Consider the following 12,399-nt stretch of genomic DNA (forward strand, 5'->3'; position numbering starts at 1 on the left):
CCCGCATCGAATTCAAGGAGATGGATGATGACGGCTCACTGGCGCTACCTCAATTCCCTGCAGCCCCTGTCCAACCTGTTCATCCAGGCTGCGCTCAGGCGCAAGGTCACCGGGATGCAGCTACCCGATCTGGGCTTGCGCAGCTGGATCGCGGTCGATACCGATAAGCTCGAGGCATACCGCAAGGTCTGCGGCTTCGAAGAAAGCAGCCTGCTGCCTCCGACCTACCCGCATGTGCTGGCGTTTCCGCTGCAAATGCAATTGATGACCTCCGAGGACTTTCCGTTTCCGCTGCTGGGGCTGATTCACCTCGCCAATCGCACCCGTACGCATCGTCCACTGGGCGGTGTGAGCCAGTTGTACATCAGCGTACAGGCCACTGATCTGCGCCCGCACGCCAAGGGCGCGACGTTCACCCTGGTCACTCAGGCCGAAGACGGCATGGGGCTGTTGTGGGAAGAAGAAAGCACCATGCTGTGCACCGCCGTGCACCCGGAAGACAGCCCTGTGAGCTATCCCGAAGCCGCGCCGCTACCGCTCAGCGAGCTGCAAGGCTGGCGGGCGACGGCGCAAATAGGCCGCGAATATGCCAAGGTGTCGGGCGACTACAACCCGATTCACCTCAGCGCCCCCAGCGCCAGGCTGTTCGGTTTTCCACGCGCCATCGCCCACGGCATGTGGCTCAAGGCCCGTGCGCTCGCGGCGCTGGGCGAGCATTTGCCGGCCTCGAATGTCGAGATCAGCGTGCAGTTCCAGAAGCCTGTACGCCTGCCTGCCGACGTGACGCTGTCGACCAGTGCCGCCGGCTCGCATGGCCAGTTCCGTGTCGAAGGCCAGGAGGGCATCGTGCATATGGTCGGTAGCTGGCAGCCTGTCAGCGAGTGACGCACAGCCGGATGAACACCTCTGACGGGAGCATTGCTCCCATCAACGGCTGAACAAACCTCAACGCCCACTTGCCTGGCGAACCGTTCCCCCTGAAGCTATGCGTCTTCAGGAGAACACGATGAACCTCGACGAGTTGACCCAACGCCTGCACCGCATCCGCGACCAGAATGACTGGAAGCCATTTCACAGCCCGAAAAACCTGGCCATGGCTGCCAGTGTGGAGATGGCCGAGCTGGTGGAAATATTCCAATGGCTGCGCGAAGACCAGTCCCGCGAGCTGCCTGCCGAACAGTTGGAGCACGCCGGCCAGGAAGTCGGCGACATCGTCCTCTACCTGTTGCTGCTGTGCAGCGAACTGGGGCTGGACATGGACACGGTGGTGCGTAACAAGCTGGCTGACAGCGAGCGGAGATTTGCCAAGTGAGTGATCGGCATTTCGACCAGTTGGCGACCCGCTTTGCGGAAAAGATCTATGGCGGTGCCAAGGGAGCCATTCGTCTGGCGGTGCTGCAGGCCGACCTGACCGAGACCCTGCCCGCACGACCGCTTCGTGTACTGGATATCGGCGCCGGGCTGGGACACATGTCACTGTGGCTGGCCGAACAGGGTCATCAGGTAACCCTGGCCGAACCCGCAGAGCCGATGCTCGAAGGCGCACGTCAGCGCTTCGCAGATGCCGGACAGACGGCAACCTTCATTCAGGCTCCGTGGCAGGCGCTGCCGGGTTTACTGAGCGACACTTATGATCTGGTGCTGTGCCACGCGGTGCTGGAGTGGCTGGCCGAGCCGCATACCATCCTCCCGGTGCTACGCCAGTTGACCAGGGACGATGGCTGGTTGTCGCTGGCGTTTTACAACCGCGATGCGTTGATCTATCGCAACCTGTTGAAGGGCCATTTCCGCAAGATGCGCAAGAATGACATGGCCGGGGAAAAACAGAGCCTGACGCCTCAGCAACCGCTCGACCCCCGGGAACTGGCGACGCAACTTGAAGGCCTGTGGCAAGTCGAAACCCGTAGCGGGGTGCGGGTATTTCACGATTACATGCCGGTTGAATTCCAGGCTCGGGCCGAGCTGACGGATTTGCTGGAAATGGAACTGGCGCATCGGCGTCATCCAGCCTTTGCCGGGCTGGGTCGATACCTCCACTGGATGTGCCGTCCGGTCTGACATCACTGCGGAGCCCACCATGAAACACCGTTCTGCCTTGTTTGCCGTGCTGCTGGGGACCAGTCTGTTCGGGATCAGCGCCTGCCAGAGCGACAACCCGTATGTCGCCAGCTCTCTGCCCATGCCGCCCGCTCCTGCGCAGGCGGCAAGGACGCTGGACATGAGCGCCTACCCTGCGCCGCCGCGGGACTATGGGCGTTATCGGTCCTGGGGCTGGCTCAACGGCCAGCTGCCGCCCGGTACGGCGTGGGTGGATTCGGCGCAGGTGGTCGAAGCCGTGAGCAACGGTCTGGACCAGCGTGGTTTGCGACCGGCTCGCGGCAATCAGCCGGCAGACTTGTACGTCACTGCCACGACCCGCCAGGAAACCCGGCTGCGTCAGGTGCGTGAAGATTACGATCCCTACTATGGGGGCGGCATGGGCTATGGCCGCTACGATGGCTACCGGCCCGGTTACGGCGGCTACGCCAGCGTGCCGGTGGTACGCACCTATCAGGAAAAGGTCATGGTGGTGCAGATCAACCTGATCGACGCGCGCAGCAACCAGCCGGTATGGAGCGCCAGCGCCGATGCGCGCGCCAGCAATAATCTGGCCGACCGCAGCAGTGCGTTGCGCCAGGCCGTGCAACAGGCTCTGGCGGCCTATCCGCCTTCGTAACCCTTTCGGAGAACTGCCATGTTTCGCCGTATCGTTCTGCTGACCTGTGCCGTGCTGCTGACGGCCTGTCAGAGCAACTCGATCAATCGCGACTTCGATGCCCAGCGGGATTTCGGCGGCTATCGCAGCTGGAGCTGGAAGGAGCCCGCCGTTCAGTATCAGCCTGACAATGATCCGCGGCTCAAGAGCGACCTGACCGAGCAGCGTCTTCGCCAATCGATCGGCGAACAGCTGGACCAGCGCGGTCTGCGCATGGCAACAGCCGGTGCCCGGCCGGATTTGAAAGTGCAGGCCTGGCTGATTGTCGAAAACCGTCAGCAGACGGTCAGCACCAACTATGGCGGGGGCTGGAATCCCTGGGGTGGTTATGGCTACTGGAACGGGCCGATGAACACCGAAACCCGCAGCGTCGACTACAAGGTCGGCACCGTGCAGATCGATATGTTCGACGGCAAGGACGGCAAACTGGTCTGGCGTGGAAGCACCGAGCGCATCCTCAACGACAATGCCGGCAGCCCGTCCGAACGCGATCAGGCCATGCGCGCCACGGTGGCAAAAATTCTGGAGCAGTATCCACCGCGCTAACCGCAACTGACGTGCCGATGCGCTGCGTCGGCATGGCGTTCCAGACACTCTGCTGCCCTGCGCAATGAACAGCGCGATCCGTGCTCAGGCCTGCAAATCGCCCTGCATTTCATCGAGCAATTCCTGAATCGCGTCGAGACGCTCTTCGGGATCGTCGATTTCCAGCAGTTCCACTTTGTCTTTTTCGGTGAACGGCAGCAGGTAGGCAAGCTGGTTGGACAACGCGTATTGCCCACCGGCAGACATGCCCATGTTCAAGGAAGCCACCATCGGATGCTCGGCCAGCGCTTCGAGCAGGGCCACGAGGTCAGCATCTTCCTCCTGCAACGGGCGCTCCACGGGCTCTTCCAGCCATTCAACCTCGGCCACCAACAGTTGATCGCGCTGAACCTCAGCGGCAACGACGCGGAAGCGACGCCCGCCGACGACCCGAATGCCCAGCAAGCCGTTCTCCTGCTGCTGAAAATCGGTAACCAGCGCTTCGCAGCCGATCATCGAGTAGCCGCCCGGCACTGGGCCGATTTCACTTCCCTCGGTGATACACACCACACCGAACCCTTCCCCCTGCTTCATGCAGCGGCCGATCATGTCCAGGTAACGGGCTTCGAACAGCTGCAGATCAAGCACGCACCCCGGAAACAGCACAGCGTTCAGTGGAAACAATGGCAGCGTCATAGAAAAGCCTCCTTTTAAATGGCCAGCGACATTGCCAGCGGCAGGAACAACGCCGTCGCAACGCCCATCAGACTCATTGCCAACGCAGCAAAAGCCCCCGATTCCTCGCCCTCCTGCAATGCCACGGATGTGCCTACCGCATGTGCAGTGAGCCCCAGCGCCATGCCTCGGGCAGCAGGATTATCCACCCCGATCAGCGACAGCAGACCGGGGCCGAAAATGGCACCGAATACGCCAGTAATCAACACAAAAACCGCCGCCAGGGCGGCAACCCCGCCGATCTGCTCGGCGACCAGCATGGCAATGGGCGATGTCACCGACTTCGGTGCCATGGTCATCAGAATCATGTGGTCGGCACCGAACAGCACCCCGAAGCCCACGCACAGGCCGGTGGCAAACACCCCGCCGACTACCAGCGTAGTCAAGACCGGCCAGAACAACTGTCGGATCCGTCGCATATTCAGATAGAGCGGGACCGCCAGCGCGACGGTTGCAGGCCCCAGCAGCGTGCCCAGAATCTCGGTGCTTTTGCGGTACTCGGTGTACTCAAGGTCGCAGAACAGCACGACCCCGATCACCACCACCATCGAGACCAGCACGGGCTGCAGAAACAGCCAGCGGGTTCTTTCGTAAGCCGCCATCGCCAGTTGATAGGCACCCAGGGTGATCGCGATGCCGAAAAGCGGGTGATGAATCACCGACAGCCATGCACCGTGCCAGTCAAGACTCATGGCAACTCCCGGCGCTGAGCCTGACGCTTGATCAGGGTCTGCATCAGCCAGCCGACGAAGGTCACGGAAATCATCAGCGAGAGGGTCAGCGTGCCGAAGATCGCCCAGAAGTCCTCGGCAATCGCCGACGCGTAAACCATCACCCCGACCGCAGGCGGCACCAGCAGCAACGGCAGATAGCGCAACAGACTGCTGGCAGCAGTGCTGATCGGCTCGCTGACTTCACCGCGCCACATCAGATAGCCCATTAACAGCACGAGGCCGATGATCGGCCCCGGCAAAATCGACAGAAACAGATGGTTGAGCGCGGTCCCCAGCAATTGGAACAGCACCAGCCATGTCAAACCCCTTAACAGCATGAGGACTCCAGCAGATAAACGAACCCGGCGAACGATCGGCGTCATTATAAACACGCTGCGCCAGAGGTCATGAGTGGGTATTCGCATTGCCGCAGTTGCTTGACCGGGCAACCGCCCTCTGCTGATCTGGTCATTCGCCCGCAGGCATCAGCGGATGCGGGCAGTGGCAGCTCCATACCCCCTCATCAGACAAGGAGAGCGGCATGCCTTTTGTACCCGTCGAAGAGCTCAAACAATACATCGGCAAGGACGCAGTCTATTCAGACTGGCTGACCATCGATCAGCAGCGTATCAACCTGTTCGCCGACGCCACAGGGGATTTCCAGTTCATCCATGTCGACCCGGTCAAAGCAGCGCAGACCCCGTTCGGCACGACTATCGCACACGGCTTCCTGTCTTTGTCGCTGATCCCCAAGCTCATGGAGGGCATCATGGTACTGCCCGAAGGCTTGAAGATGGCGGTCAATTACGGGATGGACAGTGTGCGCTTCGTTCAACCGGTGACGGTCAACTCGCGGGTGCGCCTCAAGGTCCAATTGACCGGCGTAAGCGAGAAAAAACCCGGTCAGTGGTTGCTCAAGGCAATGGCCACACTGGAGATAGAAGGTCAGGAAAAACCCGCTTTTGTGGCCGAGCCTTTAACGCTGTGTTTCGTATAAGGCGTTTAAAACATGAAACAGTCGTAACAGACTGTTTCATCCCGCTGACCCGCTGCGGCATACTCCCCTGCGGTCGTGCCCCCTAACATCTGCTCAAGCGGAGCCGGGCTCGCCCCTGAATCATTCTTCCGGGATCTCACATGCGCGCGCTCGCTCCATTGGCTTTGACACTCTTGATCGCAGGTTGCGGTGATGGCGAATCAATTTTGCCGCCAGACGGCCGCCTGCCCGACGGCGGACGCTACCGGGGCGATCTGGTCAATGGCGTTCTACAGGGCCAAGGCCGCATCGATTACCCCAACGGCAGTTGGTACGCAGGTCAGTTCGAAAACGGCCTGCGTCAAGGTCAGGGCGAATGGCACTCCAGCACCGGCGACGTCTACAAGGGTGGCTTCGAGCAAGGTCTGTTCAATGGCCAGGGCCGCCTGACCACCCGCGCTGGCGCGAGTTATGTCGGCAACTTCAAGCTTGGCATGCGCGACGGCGAAGGCACCCAGAAAGACAAGGGCGTGCTTTACCGTGGCCAGTTCAAGGCCGGCGTGTACGACGGGCCCGGTCGCCTGGAACTGGAAGACGGCAGCCAGCATCAGGGCATGTTCGCCAATGGCAAGGCCAATGGCGAGGGTTCGCGCAGTGACGCCAGCGGCAACCAGTACAGCGGCAATTTCATCGACGGACAATTGCAGGGCACCGGCAGCTTCACCAGCGCTGACGGCGATCAATACGTCGGCAATTTCCACAACAGCCAGCTGGATGGCAAGGGTCGCTACGAAAACAGTGACGGCGACGTCTGGAGCGGTGAATTCAAGGAAGGCGCGCTGACCGGCAAAGGCGAGTTGATCGGCTCTGACGGCAGCCGCTATCAGGGTGATTTCGACAACTGGCGCTTCATGGGTCAGGGCCAGTTGCTGTTGGCCGATGGCAGCCGTTACATCGGCCAGTTTGCCGATGACACTTACCAGGGCGACGGTGTGCTGATTTCCGCCGATGGCAAGGAGCAGCGCGGCATCTGGGCCAATGGTCAGCGGATCCGTGATGCCAAAGGCAAATTGCTGCCGGACCCACTTGAAGCCGGGCTGCTGGTCCAGGGTTCGCTGCTGGACAAGGCACTGGCAGCCGTGCCGGCGTCGACACCCGCTACCGAGCTGTACACGCTCGTGGTAGGTGGCGACGGCAAGCAGAGCGTGTTCATGCGCGAGGCGGACTACGTGAGCAACCTGCTCAAGTCGCGTTTCGGTGCCGTCGGACAGGTCAGCCTGGTCAATCATCGCGATCACATGGACGACCGGCCGATGGCGACGCGTGAAACCATCACCCGCGCAGTGCAGACACTCGCCCAGCGCACCGGCCCGGAAGATCTGGTGTTCATTTACCTGACCAGCCACGGCACTCAGGATCATGAACTGGTGCTCGACCAGCCGCGCCTGTCGCTGGCAGACCTGCCCGCCGACGCCCTGGCAGCAGCCCTCGCGCCATTGAAGAACCGTGACAAGGTCGTGGTGATTTCAGCCTGTTATTCGGGCGGGTTCATTCCCGACCTGAAAGATGAGCGCACGCTGATCATGACCGCCTCGCGCGCCGACCGTGTCTCGTTCGGCTGCTCGGAAGAAGCGGACTTCACTTATTTTGGCGATGCACTATTTGCCAGGGCATTGGTCGAAACCGATGACCTGCAACACGCTTTCAACGAAGCGAAGGCCTATGTTGCGCAACGTGAGACCGAAGACAACTTCGAAGCCTCCGAACCGCAGATATGGGCACCCAAAGGAGTCCTGGCGCGCTGGCAGCAGTTGCGCAAGAGCCAGGCCGAACGCGCGTTGAGTACGGCGTTGAACCGCACGGAAGCGAAGACTTCGACTAGCCGCTAGGCTTATGTGTATTAAGGGAGAAGCCACATGTACCTGACGCCGCAACACATCCTGCTCGCAGGAGCCACAGGCCTTACAGGCGAGCATTTGCTGGACCGGCTGCTCAGCGAGCCGACCGTCAGCCGCGTGTTGGCACCGACCCGCAAGCCGCTGGCCGAGCACTCGCACCTGGAAAACCCGATCGGCGAGCTGGCGACCTTGCTGCCAACGCTGTCCGGCCGGGTGGATATCGCATTCTGTTGCCTGGGCACCACGATCAAACAGGCCGGTTCACAGGAAGCCTTCAAGGCCGTCGATCTGGACATGGTCACGGCGTTCGCCAGCCGCGCCCGCGAACTCGGTGCTCGCCACTTGCTGGTGATCAGCGCAGTCGGCGCAGACCCGGCTTCCAGTACCTTTTACAACCGTGTCAAAGGCGAAATGGAACAGGCGCTTCGTGCGCAAGGCTGGCCGCAACTGACCATCGCCCGCCCTTCCCTGCTGGTGGGCAGCCGTCCTGAAACCCGCTGGGTCGAGCAACTGGCGGCACCTATCGCCAAACTGATCCCCGGCAAATACGGCGCAATCGAAGCCTGCCAACTGGCCCGCGCCCTGTGGCGGCTGGCGCTGGAAGAGCAGAACGGCGAACGGATCGTCGAATCGGATGAGCTGCGCAAGCTGGGCAAGTAGGTGATGATCGCCGGGGCCCAGCGCTGATCGTTCCCGCGCTCCGCGTGGGAATGCAGTTCGTGACGCTCTGCGTCACCCAAGGGAGCTTTACCCGATAGCCCAGGTGTCGCTCCGCCCCCCTAAAGCCCGCCTGTAGCCTGAACCCCCAGTCCCGCCGCGGTCAGCAATGACAGTGGCAGCAGCAGGGTGTCGAGCAGCGCACTGCCAGGCAGGTCCAGGCCAGGGTACCTGGGAGCGTCTGCGCCGAATCGGTCGGCGGCACAGCAACCACCCTGCAGCGCGTACATATTCAACCGCGTACCGGCATACACCACCGGCGCACCAGGTTTGGCCGCATTGAGCGTGCGTGCCGTTGCGCATCCGGTCAGCGCCAGCGCAAGCGCTACCAGCAGCAGCTTATTCATCGCCGCCAATATGGTGCTCGCCCCAGCGCGGCAACATGTCCTGAGGAATATTCAGCAGGTTGAGGATCCGCGCGACGATAAAGTCCACCAGGTCGTCGATGGTCTGCGGCTGGTGATAAAAGCCGGGAGACGCCGGCAGAATCACTGCGCCCATGTTCGACAGCTTGAGCATGTGTTCCAGATGAATGCTGGAATACGGCGCTTCGCGCGGCACCAGAATCAACTGGCGCCGCTCTTTCAGCGTGACGTCAGCGGCGCGCTCGATCAGATTGTTGCAAGCCCCGGTGGCAATCGCCGACAGCGAACCGGTGGAACACGGCACCACCACCATCGCGCTGGGCGCACCCGAGCCGGAGGCCACTGGCGACATCCAGTCATCGCGTCCATAGACGCGAATCTGCCCGGCAGACGCACCGGTGTACTCCGTCAGAAACGCCTGCATCATCATCGCCTTGGGCGGCAGGCGCACGTCGGTCTCGGTGGCCATCACCAGTTGCGCCGCCTTGGAGATCAGGAAATGTACTTCCCGGTCCTCACGCACCAGACAATCCAGCAGGCGCAGGCCATATTGCGCGCCTGATGCACCGGTCATCGCGACGGTGACGCGCTCCGGGCCGCTCATTGCAACGCCTCCGCCAGTTTGCCATGCAGACCGCCAAAGCCGCCGTTGCTCATGATCACAATGTGCGTGCCGGGCTGCGCCTGGCTTTTGACCCGGGCGATGATTGCCTCGAGGGAATCACAGACCAACGCCGGCACAGTGCCTCCCGCGACTGTTGCCGCCAGGTCCCAGCCCAGATTGGGGGGCGCATACCAGACCACCTGATCCGCCTGACTCACGCTTTCCCGCAGGCCTTCGCGATGCGCGCCAAGCTTCATCGAGTTGGAGCGCGGCTCGATGACTGCAATGATCGACGCATCACCGACCTTTTTGCGCAGGCCGTCCAGCGTGGTGGCGATGGCCGTGGGGTGATGAGCGAAGTCATCATAAATAGTGATGCCGCGCACGTCGGCCACCTTTTCCATACGCCGTTTGACGCTCTTGAATGCACTGAGCGCCTGCACACCCAGCAGCGGCACCACGCCAACATGGCGAGCGGCTGCCAGCGTCGCCAGGGCGTTGGCTACGTTGTGCTGACCGGTCATGTCCCAGTCGACGGTGCCTTGAAGCTCGCCTTCGAACAGCACTTCAAAGCGCGAGCCGTCTTCGCTCAACAGTCGTGCCTGCCACTGACCGTTCTGGCCCGTGGTCTGTACCGGCGTCCAGCAGCCCATCTCGATGACCCGCGACAACGCCGGCTCGGTAGTCGGATGGATCACCAGGCCTTCGCTCGGGATAGTACGCACCAGATGGTGAAACTGGCGTTCGATGGCCGGCAGGTCGGGGAAGATGTCGGCATGATCGAACTCAAGATTGTTGAGGATCGCTGTCCGTGGGCGGTAGTGAACGAACTTGGAGCGTTTGTCGAAGAACGCGCTGTCGTACTCATCGGCCTCGACCACAAAGAACGGGGTCTCGCCCAGACGCGCCGACACGGCAAAGTTCTGCGGGATGCCTCCGATCAGGAAGCCGGGGCTCATGCCCGCGTGTTCCAGCACCCAGGCCAGCATGCTGCTGGTGGTGGTCTTGCCGTGCGTGCCGGCCACGGCCAGCACCCAGCGGCCTTGCAGCACATGGTCCGCCAGCCACTGCGGGCCAGACACATACGGCAAACCGGTGTTGAGCACATATTCAACCGCAGGGTTGCCACGCGACAGCGCGTTGCCGACCACTACCAGGTCCGGCGCGGGAATCAGTTGCACGGGATCATAGCCTTGGGTCAGCTCGATGCCCTGCGCCTGGAGCTGGGTGCTCATCGGTGGATAGACATTGGCGTCGGAGCCCGTGACCCGGTGCCCCAACTCTTTGGCGAGCACCGCCAGAGACCCCATGAACGTGCCGCAGATACCAAGGATATGAATATGCATGACCAACCTCTCAGAACATCTGCGCAGGTTAACGTAGGGACGGTGAAATGGCACCCTGAGTTTGTCCGTCGTCTCGCGCGCGCAAGCCATTTCAATGCCAGGCAGATAAGCCTAAAGTCCTAGCCACGGCCGAATGCAAATGGCCTATTCTTGAACGCTTATTGCCAGATACCCGAAAGCAGAATCGACACAGACTCCCTCACAACAAGAACCAGGAGACATACCATGCGTTACGCTCATCCCGGTACCGAAGGCGCTATCGTCAACTTCAAGGAGCGCTACGGTAACTACATCGGCGGCGAGTTCGTCGCACCGGTGAAAGGCCAGTATTTCACCAACACCTCGCCGGTCACCGGCAAGGCCATTGCAGAGTTTCCGCGCTCCACCGCCGAAGACATCGACAAGGCACTCGACGCTGCGCACGCTGCCGCTGCGGCCTGGGGCTCGACCTCGGTGCAGGCCCGCTCGCTGGTCCTGCTGAAGATTGCCGATCGCATCGAAGCCAATCTGGAAGTCCTGGCCATCACCGAAACCTGGGACAACGGCAAGGCAATCCGCGAAACCCTCAACGCCGATATTCCGCTGGCTGCCGACCATTTCCGCTACTTCGCCGGTGTGCTGCGTGCGCAGGAAGGCAGCGCCGCCGAAATCGACGGCAATACCGTGGCCTATCACATTCATGAGCCGCTGGGCGTGGTCGGGCAGATCATCCCGTGGAACTTCCCGCTTCTGATGGCCGCCTGGAAACTCGCCCCTGCGCTGGCAGCCGGTAATTGCATCGTGCTCAAACCTGCCGAGCAGACGCCGCTGGGCATCAGCGTGCTGATCGAACTGATCGGCGACCTGCTGCCTCCCGGCGTGCTGAACATCGTGCAGGGTTATGGCCGCGAAGCGGGTGAAGCGCTGGCCAGCAGCAAACGCATCGCCAAAATCGCCTTTACCGGCTCGACACCGGTCGGCTCACACATCATGAAACTGGCGGCGGACAACATCATCCCGTCCACCGTGGAACTGGGCGGCAAGTCGCCGAACATCTTCTTCGAAGACATCATGAGTGCCGAGCCGGAGTTCATCGACAAGGCCGCCGAAGGCCTGGTGCTGGCGTTCTTCAATCAGGGCGAAGTCTGCACCTGCCCGTCTCGCGCGCTGGTGCAGGAGTCGATCTATCCGCAGTTCATGGAAGCGGTGATGCGCAAGGTCGAGAAGATCAAGCGCGGCGACCCGCTGGACACCGACACCATGGTCGGCGCGCAGGCATCCGAGCAACAATTCGACAAGATTCTTTCGTACCTGGACATCGCCAAGGGCGAAGGCGCAGAGCTGTTGACCGGCGGCAAAGTGGAGAAGCTGGAGGGCAACCTGTCCACTGGCTACTACATTCAGCCGACGCTGCTCAAAGGCAACAATAAAATGCGCGTGTTCCAGGAAGAAATCTTCGGCCCGGTGGTCAGCGTCACGACCTTCAAGGACGAAGCAGAAGCCGTGGCCATCGCCAACGATACCGAGTTCGGTCTGGGCGCAGGCCTGTGGACCCGCGACATCAACCGCGCCTACCGCGTGGGCCGGGCGATCAAGGCCGGACGCGTGTGGACCAACTGCTACCACCTTTACCCGGCACACGCCGCGTTCGGTGGCTACAAGAAATCCGGCGTCGGCCGCGAAACCCACAAAATCGCGCTTGAGCATTATCAACAGACCAAAAACCTGCTGGTGAGCTACGACACCAACCCGCTGGGTTTCTTCTAGGTATTTAGGTCCCCTGTTC

Annotated in this window: 15 protein-coding genes; 9 read left to right on the plus strand and 6 right to left on the minus strand. The window is 61.5% G+C overall.

The features are described 5' to 3' along the window. The first annotated feature begins 27 nt into the window (after positions 1-27). The 5 genes from ACW55A_RS25275 to ACW55A_RS25295 all read left to right on the plus strand — a co-directional run bounded on the left by ACW55A_RS25275 (position 28) and on the right by ACW55A_RS25295 (position 3,301). Positions 28-885 carry a MaoC family dehydratase gene (locus tag ACW55A_RS25275; RefSeq protein ID WP_455809360.1) on the plus strand — a complete coding sequence of 286 codons (858 nt, stop codon included), beginning with the start codon at positions 28-30 and terminating at the stop codon, positions 883-885. Between the two features lie 121 nt (positions 886-1,006). Further along, positions 1,007-1,312: a MazG-like family protein gene (locus tag ACW55A_RS25280; protein ID WP_003366436.1), complete on the plus strand. Its 306-nt coding sequence runs from the start codon at positions 1,007-1,009 to the stop codon at positions 1,310-1,312. Further along, positions 1,309-2,058 (plus strand): methyltransferase domain-containing protein, encoded by a 750-nt coding sequence (locus ACW55A_RS25285; protein ID WP_044310533.1) that lies wholly within the window; start codon positions 1,309-1,311, stop codon positions 2,056-2,058. Before ACW55A_RS25280 ends, ACW55A_RS25285 begins: the two co-directional genes overlap by 4 nt. Before the next feature lie 19 nt (positions 2,059-2,077). Then, positions 2,078-2,716, plus strand: a complete 639-nt coding sequence (locus tag ACW55A_RS25290) for a DUF4136 domain-containing protein (RefSeq protein WP_002555543.1) — start codon at positions 2,078-2,080, stop codon at positions 2,714-2,716. An 18-nt stretch (positions 2,717-2,734) separates the two neighbouring features. Beyond that, positions 2,735-3,301, plus strand: coding sequence for a DUF4136 domain-containing protein (locus ACW55A_RS25295; RefSeq protein ID WP_122265537.1), 567 nt, complete (start codon positions 2,735-2,737; stop codon positions 3,299-3,301). Positions 3,302-3,385: 84 nt separating this feature from the next. On the opposite strand, the gene ACW55A_RS25300 is transcribed toward ACW55A_RS25295, so the two are convergent. From ACW55A_RS25300 to ACW55A_RS25310, 3 genes are read right to left on the minus strand one after another with little or no spacing between them, the layout of a single operon-like run. Beyond that, on the minus strand, positions 3,386-3,976 hold the full coding sequence (locus ACW55A_RS25300) for an LON peptidase substrate-binding domain-containing protein (protein WP_003366428.1): 591 nt from the start codon (positions 3,974-3,976) through the stop codon (positions 3,386-3,388). 14 nt (positions 3,977-3,990) lie between these two features. After that, positions 3,991-4,707 carry an LrgB family protein gene (locus ACW55A_RS25305; RefSeq protein ID WP_003431868.1) on the minus strand — a complete coding sequence of 239 codons (717 nt, stop codon included), beginning with the start codon at positions 4,705-4,707 and terminating at the stop codon, positions 3,991-3,993. After that, positions 4,704-5,066: a CidA/LrgA family protein gene (locus ACW55A_RS25310; RefSeq protein WP_003431869.1), complete on the minus strand. Its 363-nt coding sequence runs from the start codon at positions 5,064-5,066 to the stop codon at positions 4,704-4,706. Before ACW55A_RS25310 ends, ACW55A_RS25305 begins: the two co-directional genes overlap by 4 nt. Positions 5,067-5,269: 203 nt before the next feature. Between ACW55A_RS25310 and ACW55A_RS25315 the strand changes: the two genes are divergently transcribed. From ACW55A_RS25315 to ACW55A_RS25325, 3 genes are all read left to right on the plus strand, one after another. Next, complete coding sequence (locus ACW55A_RS25315) at positions 5,270-5,725, plus strand: MaoC family dehydratase (protein WP_003366420.1); 456 nt, start codon at positions 5,270-5,272, stop codon at positions 5,723-5,725. Between the two features lie 140 nt (positions 5,726-5,865). After that, positions 5,866-7,593 (plus strand): C13 family peptidase, encoded by a 1,728-nt coding sequence (locus ACW55A_RS25320; protein WP_003366418.1) that lies wholly within the window; start codon positions 5,866-5,868, stop codon positions 7,591-7,593. Positions 7,594-7,620: 27 nt separating this feature from the next. Continuing rightward, complete coding sequence (locus ACW55A_RS25325; RefSeq protein WP_003431871.1) at positions 7,621-8,262, plus strand: NAD(P)H-binding protein; 642 nt, start codon at positions 7,621-7,623, stop codon at positions 8,260-8,262. A 119-nt stretch (positions 8,263-8,381) separates the two neighbouring features. Here the strand turns inward: ACW55A_RS25325 and ACW55A_RS25330 are convergent, their stop codons facing one another. The 3 genes from ACW55A_RS25330 to mpl are packed head-to-tail and all read right to left on the minus strand — an operon-like array spanning position 8,382 to position 10,634. Further along, positions 8,382-8,666, minus strand: a complete 285-nt coding sequence (locus tag ACW55A_RS25330) for a YceK/YidQ family lipoprotein (protein ID WP_455809363.1) — start codon at positions 8,664-8,666, stop codon at positions 8,382-8,384. Further along, complete coding sequence (gene ubiX / locus ACW55A_RS25335; RefSeq protein ID WP_003366410.1) at positions 8,659-9,288, minus strand: flavin prenyltransferase UbiX; 630 nt, start codon at positions 9,286-9,288, stop codon at positions 8,659-8,661. The genes ACW55A_RS25330 and ubiX overlap by 8 nt, the downstream gene beginning before the upstream one ends. Beyond that, positions 9,285-10,634 carry a UDP-N-acetylmuramate:L-alanyl-gamma-D-glutamyl-meso-diaminopimelate ligase gene (mpl, locus tag ACW55A_RS25340; protein WP_455809365.1) on the minus strand — a complete coding sequence of 450 codons (1,350 nt, stop codon included), beginning with the start codon at positions 10,632-10,634 and terminating at the stop codon, positions 9,285-9,287. Before mpl ends, ubiX begins: the two co-directional genes overlap by 4 nt. 225 nt (positions 10,635-10,859) lie before the next feature. On the opposite strand from mpl, the gene exaC reads away from it, so the two are divergent. After that, on the plus strand, positions 10,860-12,380 hold the full coding sequence (exaC, locus tag ACW55A_RS25345; RefSeq protein ID WP_044310536.1) for an acetaldehyde dehydrogenase ExaC: 1,521 nt from the start codon (positions 10,860-10,862) through the stop codon (positions 12,378-12,380). Positions 12,381-12,399 lie beyond the last annotated feature (19 nt).

The sequence above is a fragment of the Plantibacter cousiniae (nom. nud.) genome, from assembly GCF_977070315.1.